The 17,086-nt window shown below is 67.8% G+C and carries 20 protein-coding genes; 9 read left to right on the forward strand and 11 right to left on the reverse strand.

What is annotated here, in order from left to right; all coding sequences use genetic code 11:
* Window positions 1-34 precede the first annotated feature (34 nt).
* Entirely contained in the window at window positions 35-793 is a 759-nt protein-coding gene (locus AC07PT_RS20325) for a helix-turn-helix domain-containing protein (RefSeq protein WP_492350503.1), read from the forward strand.
* Here the strand turns inward: AC07PT_RS20325 and AC07PT_RS20330 are convergent.
* Window positions 774-1,979: a sulfite oxidase gene (locus tag AC07PT_RS20330; RefSeq protein WP_494657897.1), complete on the reverse strand. Its 1,206-nt coding sequence runs from the start codon at window positions 1,977-1,979 to the stop codon at window positions 774-776. The two genes, AC07PT_RS20325 and AC07PT_RS20330, sit on opposite strands and share 20 nt — an antisense overlap.
* A gap of 196 nt (window positions 1,980-2,175) precedes the next feature.
* Between AC07PT_RS20330 and AC07PT_RS20335 the strand changes: the two genes are divergently transcribed.
* Entirely contained in the window at window positions 2,176-2,763 is a 588-nt protein-coding gene (locus AC07PT_RS20335; RefSeq protein WP_494657898.1) for a MarR family winged helix-turn-helix transcriptional regulator, read from the forward strand.
* Here the strand turns inward: AC07PT_RS20335 and AC07PT_RS20340 are convergent.
* The 8 genes from AC07PT_RS20340 to AC07PT_RS20375 all read right to left on the reverse strand — a co-directional run bounded on the left by AC07PT_RS20340 (window position 2,724) and on the right by AC07PT_RS20375 (window position 10,119).
* Entirely contained in the window at window positions 2,724-4,004 is a 1,281-nt protein-coding gene (locus tag AC07PT_RS20340; protein ID WP_494657899.1) for an FIST signal transduction protein, read from the reverse strand. The genes AC07PT_RS20335 and AC07PT_RS20340 overlap by 40 nt on opposite strands.
* 88 nt (window positions 4,005-4,092) lie before the next feature.
* Complete coding sequence (locus tag AC07PT_RS20345; RefSeq protein WP_492350500.1) at window positions 4,093-4,926, reverse strand: PhaM family polyhydroxyalkanoate granule multifunctional regulatory protein; 834 nt, start codon at window positions 4,924-4,926, stop codon at window positions 4,093-4,095.
* A gap of 154 nt (window positions 4,927-5,080) precedes the next feature.
* Window positions 5,081-5,560 (reverse strand): copper chaperone PCu(A)C, encoded by a 480-nt coding sequence (locus AC07PT_RS20350; protein ID WP_494657900.1) that lies wholly within the window; start codon window positions 5,558-5,560, stop codon window positions 5,081-5,083.
* 22 nt (window positions 5,561-5,582) lie between these two features.
* Window positions 5,583-6,179 carry a YcnI family copper-binding membrane protein gene (locus AC07PT_RS20355; protein WP_492350498.1) on the reverse strand — a complete coding sequence of 199 codons (597 nt, stop codon included), beginning with the start codon at window positions 6,177-6,179 and terminating at the stop codon, window positions 5,583-5,585.
* Between the two features lie 11 nt (window positions 6,180-6,190).
* Window positions 6,191-8,581, reverse strand: a complete 2,391-nt coding sequence (locus AC07PT_RS20360) for a TonB-dependent receptor (protein ID WP_494657901.1) — start codon at window positions 8,579-8,581, stop codon at window positions 6,191-6,193.
* Between the two features lie 84 nt (window positions 8,582-8,665).
* Window positions 8,666-9,025, reverse strand: coding sequence for a DUF2946 family protein (locus AC07PT_RS20365; protein ID WP_492350496.1), 360 nt, complete (start codon window positions 9,023-9,025; stop codon window positions 8,666-8,668).
* Between the two features lie 42 nt (window positions 9,026-9,067).
* Window positions 9,068-9,637, reverse strand: coding sequence for a Crp/Fnr family transcriptional regulator (locus AC07PT_RS20370; protein ID WP_492350495.1), 570 nt, complete (start codon window positions 9,635-9,637; stop codon window positions 9,068-9,070).
* Between the two features lie 107 nt (window positions 9,638-9,744).
* Window positions 9,745-10,119, reverse strand: coding sequence for a hypothetical protein (locus tag AC07PT_RS20375; RefSeq protein WP_494657902.1), 375 nt, complete (start codon window positions 10,117-10,119; stop codon window positions 9,745-9,747).
* Window positions 10,120-10,247: 128 nt separating this feature from the next.
* Between AC07PT_RS20375 and AC07PT_RS20380 the strand changes: the two genes are divergently transcribed.
* Entirely contained in the window at window positions 10,248-10,892 is a 645-nt protein-coding gene (locus AC07PT_RS20380) for a glutathione S-transferase (protein ID WP_494657903.1), read from the forward strand.
* 27 nt (window positions 10,893-10,919) lie between these two features.
* Here the strand turns inward: AC07PT_RS20380 and AC07PT_RS20385 are convergent, their stop codons facing one another.
* A complete protein-coding gene (locus AC07PT_RS20385; RefSeq protein WP_492350492.1) occupies window positions 10,920-11,738 on the reverse strand; it encodes an enoyl-CoA hydratase/isomerase family protein in 819 nt (272 codons plus the stop codon).
* Between the two features lie 212 nt (window positions 11,739-11,950).
* Here AC07PT_RS20385 and AC07PT_RS20390 point away from each other — a divergent pair, with 212 nt between their 5' ends.
* From AC07PT_RS20390 to AC07PT_RS20415, 6 genes are all read left to right on the forward strand, one after another.
* Window positions 11,951-12,316, forward strand: a complete 366-nt coding sequence (locus tag AC07PT_RS20390; RefSeq protein ID WP_494657904.1) for a TraR/DksA family transcriptional regulator — start codon at window positions 11,951-11,953, stop codon at window positions 12,314-12,316.
* A 65-nt stretch (window positions 12,317-12,381) separates the two neighbouring features.
* Window positions 12,382-12,756: a hypothetical protein gene (locus AC07PT_RS20395; RefSeq protein ID WP_492350490.1), complete on the forward strand. Its 375-nt coding sequence runs from the start codon at window positions 12,382-12,384 to the stop codon at window positions 12,754-12,756.
* A 188-nt stretch (window positions 12,757-12,944) separates the two neighbouring features.
* Window positions 12,945-13,565 (forward strand): OmpA family protein, encoded by a 621-nt coding sequence (locus AC07PT_RS20400; protein WP_494657905.1) that lies wholly within the window; start codon window positions 12,945-12,947, stop codon window positions 13,563-13,565.
* Window positions 13,562-14,497, forward strand: a complete 936-nt coding sequence (locus AC07PT_RS20405; RefSeq protein ID WP_494657906.1) for a patatin-like phospholipase family protein — start codon at window positions 13,562-13,564, stop codon at window positions 14,495-14,497. Before AC07PT_RS20400 ends, AC07PT_RS20405 begins: the two co-directional genes overlap by 4 nt.
* A 40-nt stretch (window positions 14,498-14,537) precedes the next feature.
* Window positions 14,538-14,951, forward strand: a complete 414-nt coding sequence (locus tag AC07PT_RS20410; protein ID WP_494657907.1) for a VOC family protein — start codon at window positions 14,538-14,540, stop codon at window positions 14,949-14,951.
* 16 nt (window positions 14,952-14,967) lie between these two features.
* Window positions 14,968-15,576, forward strand: coding sequence for a MarC family protein (locus AC07PT_RS20415; RefSeq protein WP_492350486.1), 609 nt, complete (start codon window positions 14,968-14,970; stop codon window positions 15,574-15,576).
* 8 nt (window positions 15,577-15,584) lie between these two features.
* Here AC07PT_RS20415 and AC07PT_RS20420 read toward each other — a convergent pair whose 3' ends face one another.
* Window positions 15,585-16,652, reverse strand: coding sequence for an alpha/beta hydrolase family protein (locus tag AC07PT_RS20420; RefSeq protein WP_494657908.1), 1,068 nt, complete (start codon window positions 16,650-16,652; stop codon window positions 15,585-15,587).
* Between the last annotated feature and the right edge of the window lie 434 nt (window positions 16,653-17,086).

The following is a 17,086-nucleotide window of genomic DNA, read 5'->3' on the forward strand; positions in this document are numbered from 1 at the left end:
CCATTTTTCAATACCCATTACCTTCCAGGCTTCCATGAGCAGCACCGCCGACCTGATCCGCATCCTGAAGCAGGAACTCAAATCCGCGCAGATGACCTATGCCGACCTGGCCCGGGCCCTGGGCATGGCCGAATCGAGCGTGAAGCGCATGCTGGCCAAGGGCGACCTGTCCTTGTCGCGCATCGATGCCATCTGCCGCGCGCTGCGACTCGACTTTGCCGAACTGGCGCGCCGGGTGGCCGATGCCCAGCCCCTGCTGGCCCAGATGACCGAAGCGCAGGAGCGAGCCGTGGTGGCCGACAAAAAACTGCTGCTGTGCGCCATCTGCGTGCTGAGCCAATGGACGCTGGAACAAATCACCCAGACCTACCGGCTCAGCGAGGCCGAGGCGGTGAAAGCCCTGCTGCAGTTGGACCGCGTGGGCATCATCGAGCTGCGCCCGCTGAACCGTTACCGCCTGAAGCTGGCCAAGACCTTCCGCTGGCGCCCGCATGGGCCGGTGATGAATTACTTCCGCGAGCACGCCCTGCTGGACTATTTTTCGGGGGCATTCTCGGGGCCGGACGAGGGGCTGCTGCTGGTGCACGGCAGCATCAGTCGCAGCCTGGCCCCGATGTTCATGGAACGGCTGCAGCGCGTGGCGCAGGATTTTGCCCAACAGCACCTGGCCGACCAGAAGCTGCCTGAAAGCCAGCGCGAGGGTTACACCTTGCTGCTGGCCCAGCGCAGCTGGGAGTTCGAGGCCTTCAGCGCGCTGCGACGCCTCCAGCCACTCAAGCCACCTGCACCTTGACGGCGTGATCGAGCCAGCTGTTGTTGGCAAAGCCGCCCGCGTTGTCGGTGCGCAGGCGTGGTTGCTCGCGGCCCTCGTCATCGGTGACGCGGCAGACCAGCACGTGGCTGCCGCTGCGCAGTTCGGTCTCGAAGACGAACTGGCGCCAGGCAAAGCGGCCCAGGTCGGGGCCGGAAAACTGGGCCACGCCCCAGCGCTGGCCGCCATCGACCGACACCTCGACCTGGCGCACGGCTCGGGTGCCCCCAAAGGCCACGCCCAGCACGCGCACCAGGCCGGGCTTGAGGGCTCGCCCCCCCGGGGCGGGGCTGTTGATCCAGGACTTGAGGTCCATCTCCCACAGCGGCGCGTCGCCCGGCCCAGGCTCGGCACCGGCGGGGGTAAGGCGGTAATCGCGCGCCATCATGCGGGCCGTGCTCTCCTGCTCGGTGAAGGCCAGGCGGCGGATGTACTTGATCTGGTTCTCGGCGTAGTAGCCGGGCACGATGAGGCGCAGCGGGCCGCCGTGGGCCAGGGGCAGCGGCTCGCCATTCATCTCCCAGGCCAACAGGGCCTCGTCGAGCGCGCGCAGGGGCACCGAACGCTCGGCCACCAGGTTCAAGGGGTCAATGCCCTCGGGCAGCACCTCGGCCCCGGTTCCCGTGATGTAGCGGGCCTCGGGCAGCAGCCCGCCCAGGGCACTGACCACCCGGCGCAGCGGCACACCACTCCAGACCACGCAGCCCGCGGCGCCCACGCCCCAGGGCAAGCCGTTGACCTTGCCCGGGAAAAACGCCCGGCCATTGCCCGCCGATTGCAGCACCGTGGCGACCGTCTCCAGGCCCAGATCGCGCAGCTCGCCCAGGGTGATGTCGCGCGCGTGCTTCAGGCCGGCGGTCTGCAGCACCCAGGCATCGCGATCACTGAGGATGCGTGATTCGGGGGGCGCCAGATGGCTGCGCACAAACAGCTGACTGGCCGGCGTGATGACGCTGCTGCCCATGGCGCTGCGCCGGGTTTCCAGCGCGAGGTGGCTGTGCTCCTCCAGCGCGGCGGCGTCTTTCCAGGCCGCATAACCGGGCAACACGCGAGGCTCGGCCCAGGCCGGAGACTGCCAGCCTCCCAGCAAGCAAAGGCCCGCGGCACCGCCCAGCCAGCGGCGGCGTGATGATGAAGAAGGGAAGGCAGTCTGGAGGGATTCGGACATGGCACACCGACAAGGAACGGGCTGGTGAACAGGCTGACAAATGGGCTGACAAATGGGCTGGTCAATGGTCTGGTCAATGGGCGGGCAAACGGCCCCGCCTGCAGGCGGCCCCCACACCAGACCCAAAAAGGTCTGGCCACGATTGTGGACCAAAGCCAGGGCCTGTCCGGGCTGGGCCGTGGGTAGACTTACCCCTATGGCGAACAACCCCTCATCCTCCACCGCAGCGCAGCGCGAAGCCATGCCTGCCATGCCGCTGGAGCGCACCCTGACCTACCGGCTGCACCTGCTGCACAAACTGACCGACCTGGAGAGCCAGCGCGCCTACCTGGCCGAGGCCGGCCTGCCCTTGAGTGACGGGCGCTGCCTGGCCTCGATCGGGGCCTTCGAGCCGCTGTCGGTGAACGATCTGGCGCACCGGGCCAACCTGAACAAGGGTCAGGCCAGCCGGGCCGCGCAGTCGCTGGTTGATCAAGGGCTGGTGCTCAAGCAGGCCAGTCCCACCGACGGCCGGGGCGTGGTGCTGAGCCTGACCGAGGCCGGCCGTCTGCAATGGCGCCGCACGATGGAAGTGATCGAACGGCGCAACCAGGCCATCTTCGGCGCCCTGTCCGAATCGGACCAGGCCCGGCTGGGCGAACTGTTCGACCTGCTGATTGCCCATGCACGCAGCCAGAGCCTGTCGGAGACCCCGGACGACATCCCGGACGGTCCCCCGGACGAGAGGGTGCCGACGGCGACCGGTCAATCCTCGGTGGTGAACACCGTCAGCACACCGGTGTAACCATAAAGGTGGTGGCGGGCGATCTCGCCGCCCGCAAAAAACCCCACCAGGGGCACGTCGCCCAAGGCATGGCGCACGATCTGCAGCTCGGCACTGGGGCCGCCGAAATGCGGGCCGCCCCGCCCCGAGCAACTCACATACACCGCTCCGGCCATGCGGCGCCCGGCCACCGGCCCGGATTCGGGCAAGCCCGACGACAGGGCCGAGGCCTGGTCGGCCGAGAGCATCTCGGGCTCCAGCTCTTCTCGGATCTCGGCGCAGATGCGCATCAGGTCGGCACGGGCCGCCTGCACGTCGCGGCGGCAGAACGCCAGGCGCATGCCCACCTGCAGCGGGTGCGCCACGGCCACCCCCTGGCGTGCCGGGTCGAGCCCGATGATGTGACGCACCAACACGTCGGTGCCGAAGCGGCCATGCCGGTCCAGGCTGTCGTCGCCGGCCGCACTCAGCCCCACCAGAGTGGAGCGCAAGACCTCCAGGGCCTGCTGCAGGGCGGGGCTGCGTTGCGGGCCATCCAGGTCGAGCGTGACGCGCAGATCGCGCAGCAGCACAGCCAGCGCCGGCTCGCCATCCAGGGCCAGCACCACATGGCCCTCGGCGGCCGTGACCTCGTGCACCGGCGCCACCGGCAGGCAGCCCTGGGTCACGCGCGAGATCAGCGACACCTCTTCAGTGAAGGCCACCCCGCTGAGCCCGCCGCGAAACACGCCCCGTGCCGCGCCATGGCCACGGATGTTGCCGTCACCGCCGATGGCAAATTGCACGTTGCCGTGGCGACTGGCCGACAGGCCGCCGAACAGGTAGCCAGTGTCGGTGCGGCCGGCCATCTCGGCAATCAGCTCGGCCACATCGGGCGTGCCAGCGTCGGCATGCACCAGCGCGGTATGCGCCTGAAAGCCCAGGCCCAGCGGGGCCACCCCTGAAAACACCCGGTACTGGTGAGCCGGGATGTCGCACAGCATCAGGGACAGGGCGGGCTCGTCAAAGTATTCAGCGTTGTTGGCGGCCACCCCGATGCCCACGGTGCCGGCCCAGTCGTTGATTTCAGGCAGCTCGGCCGACAGGAAATCCAGCAGGTCCTGGGCCTCGGCGGCGTAATGGTCGGTGATGTAGAGCAGGCCCAGCGTGGGGTTGTGCGCATAACCGGGCAAGGCCATCTGGGCCCGCAACTGGGCCAGTACCAGGCCGGCTGCCATGCGCCACTGGGGATGGGTGGCGTGGCCATGAGGAAAAAGTGACATGAGGACTCCGCTTCTGCGTGCCCCCATTCTGCCGCGTCAAAACCCCGTCAAGTGCAATCTGGCCCGGTTGAACCGGGCCAGCCCGGCCTCAGGCGGCGCGGCGTGGCGCCGCCTTCTTGGCCGCAGGGGCTTTTTTGGCCGCAGGGGCTTTGCGGGCAGCCGGTGCCTTTTTGGCCGCCGCCTTGGGCGAAGCGGGCGCCTTGGCTTCGGGGGTGGCCCTGGCCTTGGCCGCCTTGGCGGCCTTGACTCCGGCACTCACGGCTTCGGCCGTGGTCTTGAGGGCCTCACGCGCCAGGCCGGTGGCCAGGTTCCGAGTGCTGTCCAGGGCCTGGGCCACGGCCGTGTCCTTGATGGCATCGGTGGCGATCTGCTGGAACTGCTGGGTGAGGGCACCCCACCACTGCAGCGGGTCGACCACGCCTGGGGCGGCGCTGCCATCTGCCTGGGCTTGAGCCGGCGCGGAAGCAGGCTCGGGTTCAGGCGCAGGCGGCGGTGCCGGCGTCGGGGCCGGTGCGGGGGCCGCGGCCGAGGTGGCGGCGGTAGCGGCAGCGGCGAGGTTGGCCGACGCCTTCTGCATCTCCGACACCATGTCGGCCGTCTTGACCTGGAAGGCCTTGGCCACATCGCCCATGCTGAAGTTCATGCCCTTCAGGGTGGCCAGGGTCATTTTCTGGACTTCCAGGGCCTGGATGGTGGCGGCCAGGGCACGGGCGTTCTGATCCAGCCAGAACTGAACGGCCTTGAGTTCGCCGATGCGCTTTTCGATCTCTTCGACACTCAGGGTGGGGGCCACCCAGCTCGAAAGACTGGGCATGTTGGGCAGGCCTTGCTGCGCCCCTTTGACGGCCGAGCTGGCCAGGTTCTGCAGGAAGTCGAAACCCGGCACAAGTTTGCCGAAGCCGAAGGGGGTGGTGTCCGTCATGTCTGCTCCATCTTCTGAAAATGAGATCGATGGCCGCAGCTTACCGGATGACCCGCCGCTGGAACAGGCGGACTTGCACTTGATCGGTGCGCTGCACACAAGGCTTGCCTTTGGTTGCAGCAAAGACACCGGGTATCAGCCGGCGCCCACCGCCTCAATGCTGGTGGTGCTGGTGGCCGCTCATGTCACCCATGGGTGGAACCGCCGACACGGGCACGCTGATGTCGAGCTGGCTTTCGGCGCCCTTGGCGTCGCGCAGCTTCAAGGTCAGGGGCACCTGGCTGTCCTTGGCCAGCGGAGCCTTGAGGTCCAGCAGCATGACGTGGTAGCCGCCGGGCTTGAGTTCGACCGCCTGACCTGCCGGCAAGGCCAGCGACGGCAGGGCGCGCATCTTCATCACGTCGCCCTCCATCTTCATCTCGTGCACCTCTGCCACACCGGCCGCCGGCGAACTGACGCCCACCAGGGTGGCCCCGGCAGGGGCGGTGAGGGTCATGAAGGCACCGGTGGCCTTCTGGCCCGGCACGCTGGCGCGGGCCCAGGCGCCCTGCACCTGCACCACCTGGGCGCTGGCAGGCAAGGTGGTCAGCGCGAGGCTGGCGGCGGCGATCAAGGTCATGAATGCTTTTTGCATGGGGTTCTTTCTGGCGATGAAATCAATGAACGTGGGCGGCCGGGGCCACCGGGGCTGCGGGAGCGACTGGGGCTGTCGAGGTCAGGGCCGGGGCTGGCGGCAGTACCTCCAGCAGGGCCGCCGGGGCTTTCAGGCCCCGTGTGGCGCTGCCCGCCGCAGGCACCTCGGCCCAATCGGCCTGGCCACCGTCGCATCCCTGCAGCACCTTGAACCACAGCGGCCCGGCCGGGCCGGCCGGCGTGCCACGCAATACAAACTCATCATAGTAGGCACCGGGCAAGGCGTTGTCGGGCCCCTGAGCCTGCCAGCGCACCTCGACCACGTCGTCCTTGACCACGCGGCCGTGGGCTTCATACGGCTGGGCCAGCGCCGCTCGCTGCACGCGCAGGGTCCAGCCGGCCTTGGGCACCGGCTGGGCCCCGCGAAAGCCCTCGGGCACGCGCACGGTGATGGCCGTGGTGGATTGCCCTTCACCACAGGCATGGCCCACCTTGAAAACGGCCTTGTAGGCACTGCCGGCGACGGCCTGGGGCTGCTCCAGCGTGACATGGGCTTGCGCGCCAGCGCTCAGCCCGACGGTCAGGCCCAGCGCGGCCAGGAGGAAGGTAGCTTTGAACATGTGATGCGCTTTCAGAAATCAGCCCGCAGATTGGCCTGGTAGCTGCGCTGCGGGTAAGGGTGGAAGTTCCAGTACTGGTAGTTGTTCAGGTTGTCGATGCCGAACGACGCCGTCAGGGTCTTGTCGATGCGCCACAGCACCCGCAGGTCGGTGGTGAAGTAGCGGCTCACGCCCATGTAGGTGAAGCCATTGGTGTCGGCGTTGTTGAGCGTGCGGTACTGGGTGCCGCTGTAACGGGCGCCCAGGCTGGCGCTCCACTGCGGGTTGAAATGCCAGGTGGCCTGGGCCGTGGCACGCCAGCGCGGGATGTTGGGTTGTTGGCGCCCCAGGGTATCGCCCGGGGTGCTGACGTAGCCGGCGTTCTCTTTGATGATGGAGTGCGCATAGGTCACGCTGCCCAGCACGTCCAGCTGGCGCCAACCGACACCCTGGCCATTGAAGGCGGCCTCCAGGCCCTGGGTGTCGATGCGGCCCACGTTCTGCACGCGGCTGATGTTCTTGTTCGCGGTGGCGTCGTACACGGTCTGCGAGTACAGCGCGTCGCGGGTGGTCTCGGCAAACCAGGTCAGGCGCGCCAGGGCATTGCCCAGGTCTTTTTCGGCACTGAGCTCGGCGGTCCAGGAGCGCTCGGGCTTCAGGTTCGGATCGTTGATGTACTGCGAGTTGGTGGTCGAGGTGGCGCCATACAGCTCGGCCACGGTCGGAAAGCGCACGGCACGGCCCAATGAGGCTTTGAGCACGGTGTCGGGCAGCCACTGCCACGACAGCGCGGCCTTGGGCGAGGCGGCCTGCACCGAGCGCTCGGCATAGGCCAGCGCACTGCTGGCCGAGAAGGCGGTCTGGCCCTGGGTGGCCGTCCAGTCTTCCAGGCGCAAACCGAGCACGGCCTTCCAGCGTGGGGCGAAGGCCCACACATCCTGGGCCCACAGGCTGCGCAGCTGGGTGCGGCCCTTCACGCTCGAAGCCAGGCTGCCCGAGGCATCGTTGAGCCAGTTGTTGCTGAGGCTGCTGGTGACATAGCTGAGCTTGTAGCTGTCTTGCTGCACGCCAAAGTCGACGATGTGGCCGCCCTGCAGGCCTGTCGGGCGCCAGGTGCCCCGCGCGGCCAGGGTGTTCCAGCCGGTGCCGCCGCCGTCGGCCAGGGTGCCGGCGCCGCCGCTGGCGGCCGCCGGGGCCGGGTTGCTGGCGGCGTTCTGGCGCAACTGATCGCGGCTGTAGTCGTACAGACTGGCGGACACCTCCCAGTCCCACTCGCCTTGGGTGTGGCTCTTGACGGACAGGCCATGCATGAAATGCGTGCTGGTCTGGCGGGTCAGCGCAAAGTCAGCCCCCGTGAGGGCCTGCGACCCCGTGTAGTTGAGCCCGCCGGTGCTGAAGGCCCCGCTGTACACCGTCTGCCCGGCCGCGTTGCGCAGGTAGGACACGGGGCTGCCCACCGAGTTGTTCTGCCACACACCCAGGGTGTAGCTGGCGCGCACGGTGGGGCTGAAGTCATAGGCGAGCTTGGCTTTCACGTGGTCCTGCACCGTGTGGTACTGCGTGCCGGTGCCCAGCACGATCCACTTCTGCCCCACATTGTTGGCGTTGGCCACGGCGCCGGTCACGGCGGTGCCCGAGCCGGTGCTGCTGCCGGCACTGAGCAGGCGGGTGGCAAAGGTCAGGGGCTGGCCGTCGCTGTCGGTGTGGTTGAAGTTGAGCCACCACGACAGGTCACCGTTCTTGTTGCCCAAGGAGGCGCTGGTCTGCCAGGCCTTGTAGGTGTCCTGGGTGTTGTACAGATCGAAGGGCTGGGTGGTGAAGCCCGCCGAGACATGGGCCTCGAATCGCGTGGGCATGCGGGTCACGTAGTCGACCACGGCCCCCGCCGAGTTGCCCGCGTAGGCCGCAGAGAAGGGCCCGTACATCACGTCCACCCGCTCGATCTCTTCAGGGGTCACCAGGCCCCAGCGCGGCGGAAAGCTCAGGCCGCCGACCCCATTGCCCAGCAGGTTGGACAGCAGGATGCCGTCGGCATACACCATGGAGCGTGCGCTGTTGCCGGTGCCCGAGGCCCGGGTGGACAGGATGGCGTGGTTGTAGTCGCCGATGTAGCGTTTGCGCACCAGCAGGCTGGGGAAGTACTTGAGCGCGTCTTCGCTGTCGGTGGCATTGATGGTGGTCTCGATCTGCTCACGGGTGGCCCCCTCCAGGGTGGTGGGGATCTGCGTGGGCAGAGAGCTGGGCTGGCCACTGCTGATGGTGACCACCCCCAGCGACTTGCTGGGGGTGTTGCTGTTGTCGTCCGCCTGGGCCAGGGGCGCCAGGGACAGGGCCATCAAGCTGGTCAGAACGGGGGCGGCAACGGAAGAGGAAACACGGGGGAAGGCGACGGCCAGGGCCGACGCCATGCGGCTTTTGCGCATGGGCACTCCAGAAAAAACAGGTCAAGACCCGCCGGACGCACTCACCAGGTGAGCGCAGACGAAGGCTGGGCAGAGGGACTGATTTCAGGAGTGGGCAGGCGGCCCGCGCGGCGGCAGGGGCGCCGCGGTGAGGGCCGCGATGCGAGCGGCCGGAATGCTCTGCAGCACATGGCCCAGCGGCAGTACCGGGGGCAGCACCAGGGTGTGCACCGGAGGCGGAGCCCCCAGCACAGCGCACAGCGGGCAGTCGAGCGTGTGGCCGGTCTGGCTGGCCTGGCCGCCGTCGGCAGACTTGACCAGCACCTTCATGGCGCCGGTGGAGGAGCACACCAACTCCATGTCGAGCGGCGCCACCAGGGGCGACGCCACGGCCACGCCCAGCGACAGCACAAACCAGGCCGCCAGCAGGCGGGCAAGGTATCGGGCGTGTCGCAGCATGTGCATGGCCGGTGATTATGCGGTAAAGCTCGGGCCGTGTTGAGGCACTCAGGCCAGTGCCGAGTCCAGCTTGCGCCGCGCCGGTCGGGCACGGGTGCGGGGCGCCACCAGACCGCCCATGGCCCGGCACACGCTCTCGGGCGCCGAATCCACGATGTGGGCAATGTCGCGCAGGTAGGGCAGATCACAGTCGCGCACACGCTGGGTGATCACCCCGGTGGCGTGCGCCAGCGTGGTCAGAAAATGGTCCACCCGGCTGGCCACCGTACCGCTGCGCAGCCGCACGGCCTCGGCGGTGCGGGCCTGTTGCTGCAAAAAGGCGTCGGCCAGCACGCGGTGCCGGGCCGCGTCATCCGCGAGGGCCAGCGGCACGGCCTCGCTGTCGACCACGGCGGTGGCCGAAAACGAATACCGCTCGCTGCACAAGGCCTCGACCCCCAGCAGATCCCCCGGCAAGGCCAACTGGACAAAGGCCACGCCCTCGTCGCTGACGCGCTCCAGGCGGAACACCCCACGGGTGACGCGCCACACCGGGCCAATCGCCCCGGCTTCCAACAATGAATCGCCCATGCGCAAGGACTTGGCCTCGCCGGGCAGCTGAATTTCTTGACAGGTCATCAAGACCCCCTTGATAAGACGAACACCAGGGACAGGCAAAAAGCGTTCCCGGGATGCATGACTGAGCCCGAAGCCGACGCCAAGGGCCGGCCCGGTCCGGAGCGGAATCAGTTCCGTCCGGGTGGGCCGCGTGCCGGCAGGGGGGCGCTGGCGGCCAGGGTCACAGGCCCGCCCCACCCGCCCACGGCCAAAGCGCCGCTTGTCGGCCCGCTGGGCATGGCCCAGGTGAGCCGCCCTGGCGCCGGGGCCAAGCCGGGCAGACAGGCCGGGCAGTCCAGCGTATGGGCCAGGGCACTCCAGACGCCATCGGACTCGTCCGCCGGATTGGTGCCGGCCACGAGGCGGCGTGCACCGCTCGACGTGCAGACCTCCTGCCAATCCACCGGATGGATCAGCGGCGACGCCACCGACGCGCCGACGAACAGCACAAACCAAGCCAGCATGGACTGGGCGAAGAGCTGACGTGGGCGGATGAACGGCATGGCTTGAATTATGTCGCACTGCAGCAAGTCAAGCGCGGGACGCCCGACTGCCCTGGCAGGCCTTTACGATGGCAAGCGCCGACGGCCCCGCGCCGCCGGCATCACGAATGATCAACTGGAGACCCCCGATGCTGAAACTGTGCGGATTTGCGGCAAGCAACTATTACAACAAGGTCAAACTGGCCCTGCTGGAAAAGGGCCTCCCCTTTGAAGAGGAGCTCGCCTGGGTGGGCGAGGTGGACCTGAAAGCCAGCCCGCTGGGCAAGGTGCCCTACCTGAAGACCGAACACGGCGCCTTGAGCGAATCGGCCGTGATCTGCGAATACATCGAACAGACCCACCCGGCCCACCCCCTGCTGCCGGCCGACCCCTTTGCCGCGGCCAAGGTGCGCGAGCTGATCACCTACCTGGAGCTGCATCTGGAGCTGGTGGCCCGCAACCTGTATCCGCAGGCCTTTTTTGGTGGCCAGGTGAGCGAAGGCACCCGCGAAAAGATCAGCGCCCAGCTGGAGAAGAACATCGCCGCTTTTGCCAAGCTCGCGCGCTTTGACCAGCCCTTCATCGCCGGCGACCAATTCAGCCTGGCCGATTGCACCGCCATCGTGCACCTGCCGCTGATCAGCGGCGCCACCAAGATCGTCTATGGCCGTGACTACCTGGCCGATCTGCCGGTGCGCGACTACCTCAAGCGCATGGGTGAGCGCCCCCACGTGCAGAAGATCAACGCCGACCGCAAGACCAACACCGAACTCATGATGAGCCGGCGCAAGTAAGCCGCCACGGCCCGGTGTGACGGGTCGTCAAAACCGTGCCGGGCGTCGTTCGCGCAAGGCGTTGATGCCTTCGCGCACATCGGGGCCGGCAAAGCCCAGGAATTCAAGCGCCAGCGAGCTGTCGAAGGTCGGCCCGGCCTGACGCAACCAGTTGTTGAGTGCGTACTTGGTCCAGCGGATGGCGCTCTGGCTGCCCGCGGCCAGGCGCTCGGCCACCTCGTAGGCGCGGGGCAGCAGTTCGGCCTCGTCCACCGCCAGCGACACCAGGCCGATGCGCTCAGCCTCTTCGCCCGACAGGGGCTCGCACAGCAGCAAGTAGTACTTGGCCCGCGCCATGCCGCACAGCAAGGGCCAGACGATGGCGGCGTGGTCCCCTGCCGCCACGCCCAACTTGGTGTGGCCGTCCACAATGCGGGCGTTGCGCGCGGCGATCGACACATCGGCCAGCAACCCGGCCACCAGGCCCGCCCCCACCGCCGGCCCGTGCATGGCACTGACGATGGGCTTGTCGCAGTTGATCAGGTTGTAAACCAGGTCTCTGGCCTCTTTCCACACCCGCACCCGGGTTTCGTGGTTCTCGCTCATCTCCTGCACCATGGCCAGATCGCCGCCACCCGAGAAGCCACCGGCTTCGCCGCGCAGCACCGCCACCCGCACGCTCTCGTCGGCCGACACATCGCGCCAGATCTCGGCCAGTTCGCGATGGCCTGCGTGGCCGGCCGTGGGCAGCTTGCCGTTGAGGGCTCGCATCTGGATGTCCAGCACCTGCCCCTCGGTGCCACGGCGGCTGATGGACAGGGTGGTGTAGCGCGTGTAGTCGGGTGCCGGGGTGGCGTGGCTCGTCATATCGGTCTCCTGGATCGCGGGTTGGAATCGCCAAGATTGTGCGGTCCTCGGTGCGGATTTCGCTGTCACCTCCATGGCCCTTCAAACCTCAACAACGCCCATTTGCGCCCACCCGCGCTCTTGACCATGATCAAAGACGGCGCCGCACACCCGGCAGATCATGAAGCCATGGCCCAGGAGACCGGGCCGAACCAGAGATCAGAAAGGCCCCTATGCACTCCCACCTCACCCAACCCTTCCGCGAACAACTGCTGACTCAGCGCGCCGCGCTGATCGAGCAACTGGCCCTGCAACGCGGCGGCCTGGTTGACCGTGCCCAGGCCGATGCCCGAGCCCCGCAACCCGAGGACTCGCGGGCCCAGTCGGCCACCGAGCGCGAACTGGCTTTTGCACTGGACGAGCGCGAAACCGCCGAAGTGGCGGCCATCGATGCCGCCCTGAAACGCATGGACGAGGGCCATTACGGCGAATGCCTGGCCTGCGGCGTCGAGATCCCGGCCGCGCGTCTGCATGCCGCCCCGGAAGCCGAACGTTGCATCCAGTGCCAGGAAACCCTGGAACACCACCACGCGCACTGAGTCTGCCTGCGCAGCCTGTGCCTGACCCACTTCATTCAATCACCCAACTCAGAAAGAGAGACCTCATGACTACTTTTCACGCCGTCGTCTGGCTGGACCACTCCGAAGCCCATGTGCTGATGTTTGACCGCGAGCACGTGGAAGCCCAGCGCATCAAGTCGCGCAGCCACCACAAGCACCAGGGAAAGACCGCCGATGACGTGGCCTTCTACGCCACCATCGCCGAAGCCCTGGCCGGCACCCGCGAAGTGCTGCTGACCGGCCCCGGCCTGGCCCGCAACAACTTCCGTGACTGGTGCAACAGCCACCAGAAGGCGATTGCTGGCGTGATCGTCGACTCGATTGCCGCCGACCATCCCACCGACGCCCAACTGGTGGCCCTGGCCCGCCAGTACTTCAAGAAGTTCGACAACCTGGCCGCCGACCCGTCCGTGGCCTGAAGCCCGCGCGGCCCCGACACAGCCCCCGTCGCCCTCCGGCCCGGGGGCTGTGTCGTTGAAACAATTGCTTTCAATTTGGGCTTTCTGCGCGGAATGTCACACTGAGCGCAGGAACTTGCGAGGCGGCGCGGCACGGGAGCCGGAGGGTGTTTCGATAATCCACTCTGCTCACTTCGGTCATCGCCGACATGCCCCTCAACGCCCGCCCCACCTCCCTCCGACACACCGTGCTGCTGGCCGCTGCATGGGCCCTGAGCGCTTGCCAGAGCCCGCCACCGGCCCCGACACCAACGCCGCCGGCCCCCATGGTCTACAGCGGCCCCACGCTGGCCGTGGCGCAATCGCCACGGGGGGTGCAGATCTTCCTGCCCGGCACGGCACTTTTCGAGACCGGCCAGGCCAGCCTGAACCCGGCCGAATCGGGCCCCTACCTGAGCCGCGTGGCCGACCTGCTGCTGCACAAGACCGATCACCCGGTGGTGCTGGAGGGCCACACCGACAACACCGGCTCGGACGCCACCAATCAGGCTTTGTCCGAAGCCCGCGCACAGACCGTGCGGCGCGCACTGATCACCCTGGGCGTGCCCGAGCCAAGGCTGAAGACCGAAGCCTATTCCTACAAACGACCGGTGGCCTCGAACGCCACCGAGGAGGGGCGGCGCCTGAACCGGCGCGTCGAGGTGCTGGTGCTGGACGAGCAACTGGACACCCTGACCCGCGGCGAAGCCCCCAACGCCTTCGAATCCGCCTGGGAGCGACTCAAGTCCCTGATCGATCAGGGCCTGGTTCGTCCGGCCGCCGCGTCATGACGACACGGCCCTCGATCGATCGCCTGCCACGGCGCCACCTGGGGCCTGCCCTGCTGGGCCTGGCGTTTCTGGCCCGCAGTGCCCAAGCCACGCTCAGGCCCGTGACACCGGGACCCGCCAGCCCGCCCAGCAAGCCCATTGGCCAACTGGGGCCCCGGGTGGCGCTGGCGCTCGGTGGGGGCTCCGCGCGCGGTTTTGCCCACATCGGCGTGCTGAAGGCCCTGGACGAGGCCGGCTACCGGGCCGACGCAGTGGCCGGCACCAGCGCCGGGGCCCTGGTCGGCGCCTGCTATGCCGCCGGCATGAGCCCGTGGCAGATCGAAGAGATCGCGCTCAGGGTGCGTGATCTGGATGTGGCCGACCTCAGCGCCGCCAACAAACGCGGCCTGTTTGCCGGCGAAGCCCTGCAAAAGCTGGTCAACGAGCAGTTGCGCCAACAGCCCATCGAACGCTTTCGCCTGCCCTTCTGCGCCGTGACCACCCAATTGGTCAGCGGTGAGCTGCTGGCCCTGAAAAGCGGCGACGCCGGGCTGGCCGTGCGGGCGTCGTGCGCCATCCCCGGCGTGTTCGTGCCCGCCCTCGTGAACGGCCAGGAGCTGGTCGATGGCGGGCTGGTCAGCCCCTTGCCGGTGCAACAGGCACGGCAGTTGGGGGCCGACTTCGTGATCGCGGTGGACGTGAGCACACCGCCACGCAACAACACCGGCGCCGGTCTGTACGAAGTGATTCTGCAGTCCTTCGAGATCATGGGGCGGGCCCTGATCCAGCTGGAGGCGAAGCAGGCCGATCTGGTGATCCGGCCCGACACCAGCCGCTTCAGCAGCACCGACTTCCAGGCGCGGCGCGAAATGATCCAGGCCGGCTACGAGGCCGGTCGACGTGCCCTGCCCGAACTGGCCCGCCGCCTGCCCGGCAAAGCCCGCGCAGGGTAAGCCGCGCAGCCCGGCGCCAGGACTGCTATCCTCCGGCGCCATGAAAAGCCTGTTCCACCTCGCCTACAACGTCACCGACCTGGACACGGCACGTCGCTTTTATGGCGATGTGCTGGGCTGCCGCGAAGGGCGCAGCACCGCCACCTGGGTGGATTTCGATTTCTTCGGCCACCAGATCTCGCTGCACCTGGGCACCCCTTTTGCCACCGCCCCCACCGGCCACGTGGGCGACAAGCTGGTGCCCATGCCCCACCTGGGGGTGATTCTGGAAACCCCGGCCTGGCAGGCCCTGGCCGCGCGCTTGCAGGCCGCAGGCACCGAGTTCGTGCTGCCGCCGCAGCTGCGCTTTGCCGGTCAGCCTGGCCAGCAGTGGACGATGTTCTTCTGCGACCCCTTCGGCAACCCGATCGAGGTCAAGGGTTTCGACTCGCTGAGCACCGTCTACGAAACATGACGCAAGACCTGACGCCGTGACCAGCTACACCTTCACCTCAGCCACCATCCTGCTGCTGCTGATCACCGATCCGCTGGGCAACATCCCGATCTTTGCCAGCGCCTTGCGCAACGTACCGCCGGGGCGTCGGCCCTGGGTCATCGTGCGGGAGGTGGCGATTGCCTTTGGCCTGTTGCTGAGCTTCATGTTCATGGGCGAGGGCTTTCTGCGCCAGATGAACCTGAGCGACCTGGCCCTTCAATTGGCCGGGGCCGTGGTGCTGTTCCTGATCGCACTGCGCATGATCTTCCCCAGTGCCCGCGAGTCGGGCAGCCCGCTGCCCGAGGGCGAACCCCTGATCGTGCCCCTGGCCATCCCCGCCCTGGCCGGCCCCTCGGCCCTGGCCACCGTGCTGTTGCTGGTGTCCCAGGCCCCCGAGCGGCGCCTGGAATGGGTCGGGGCCCTGAGCGTCACCATGGCGGTGTGCGCCGTGGTGCTGGTGCTGGCGGACCGCATCCAGCGGCTGGTGGGGGAGCGGGTGGTGCTGGCTTTTGAGCGCCTGATGGGGCTGATCCTGGTGGCGGTGTCGGTGGAGATGCTGCTGCGGGGCTTGAAGGTGTTGGTGCCGCAGCTGCTGCGCGGGTGAGCGCCGCGTCAATCCAGGCTTCGGTCGAAGAAGGCCACCACGTCGTCTGCCAGCCCCTTCTGGAAGGCCTCACGGTCAAAGCCTGTGGGATCGGAGGCCGGGTCGCCCGCGTCCGATGGGATGGAGCGCGATGGCTTGGCCATGAAGGCAAAGTGTCCCGCCCCAGGCACCGACACGGCCTCGGCCCGCGGCACCTGACGGGCCAGCCAGTCACCGTGGTAACGGCTGTTGAGCACCTGGTCGAACTGCGCGGTGTAGATCCGGACCGGCACCCGAACCTGCTGCAGGGCCGCTGCGTCAAACACCACGCCGACAGGCGCCATGGCCAGCACGGCCCGGACCCGCGGGTCTCCGACCCGCGTGGTCTGCTCCGGCACTGCTGCGGTAGGCGTGGCACCCGGGACCGTCGCCAGGGCCCCTTTGCCCAGGTGGCAGAACATGGGGTCGTCGCTGACCTGGCGGCAATGCTGCCCCGCCAGCGCAGGCTGGACCTGGTCGGCAGCCAGGGCCATGACGGTGTAGCCGCCCGCTGAATGTCCCAGCGCCCCGATGCGTCCCTCCGGTACCCGGGGGCCCCATTGAGGATCGGCCAGCACCGCGTCGATCACACGGCTGGCCTGGTGGGCACGTTCGCCGAAATAGTGGCCTGAGTTGACCAGGCTCCGATCCTGCCAGTCGTCATGGGGGTGGCGGGGCGCGGCTACCAGATAGCCTTGCGCGGCCAGGCGGGTGGCCAGGTTGTGGTGCCCCAGTTCGCTGCCACCCGTGCCATGCGACAACAGGATCAAGCCCTTGAACCGGGCCTCGGCAGGCGCGCCTGGGGCCACTTCAGGGGCCCACAGTCCCATGGGGATGGGCTTTGCCGCGGCCTGTGTCGGATAGAACAGCGCGACCGGGATCGGCTCTGCCCCGGGCACGGTGATCTGGCGCAGGCCCGCCTGGAAGGCCTGGGCCGACAGGCTCAGCGCGAGCAATGCGGAGGCCCCGAGCAGGCGGCGCAACAGCCCTCGAGCCTGTGAGGCGCGTTGACCTGAGTGCAGTTTGTTGACGGTGGTGCTGGCGGCGAAACAAGTCATTTTGACCTCCTGATGTGGTTGAGGCACTTGCCTTGTGCGAGCGCCTTGGAGCAGACTTTCATGTACTGAGGCTTTTGCTGCCAGCAAGCTGCGACGGGATGCATGAGGTTGGCGTGGAATGTCTTGAGGTGGGGGTGAGGTGCGCTTTCAATGTGCTGCTGCTGCGCAGCGGCGTGGCGTTGGTTAGATGTGAATCTTGGGCGTCGCTTCGCTCTGTAGGCGCTTGCTTTGTTTGCGGTCGGAGGCCGGGATTGCGCCCCGGCGGGCGCCTCACTTTCTTTGTCTCGCCAAAGAAAGTAAGCAAAGGTCGCGAAGCGGGGATTCGCTCACTTCGCGAAGCGAAGTTACGCGAATACCAAAGGCGACCCGACGTGCACGCCCTGCTGCGCAGGGTCCGCTGCGCTGCTCAACTTGGGCGGGGTCTCGCTAAACTC

It is taken from the genome of Curvibacter sp. GW821-FHT09D12 (assembly GCF_059416245.1).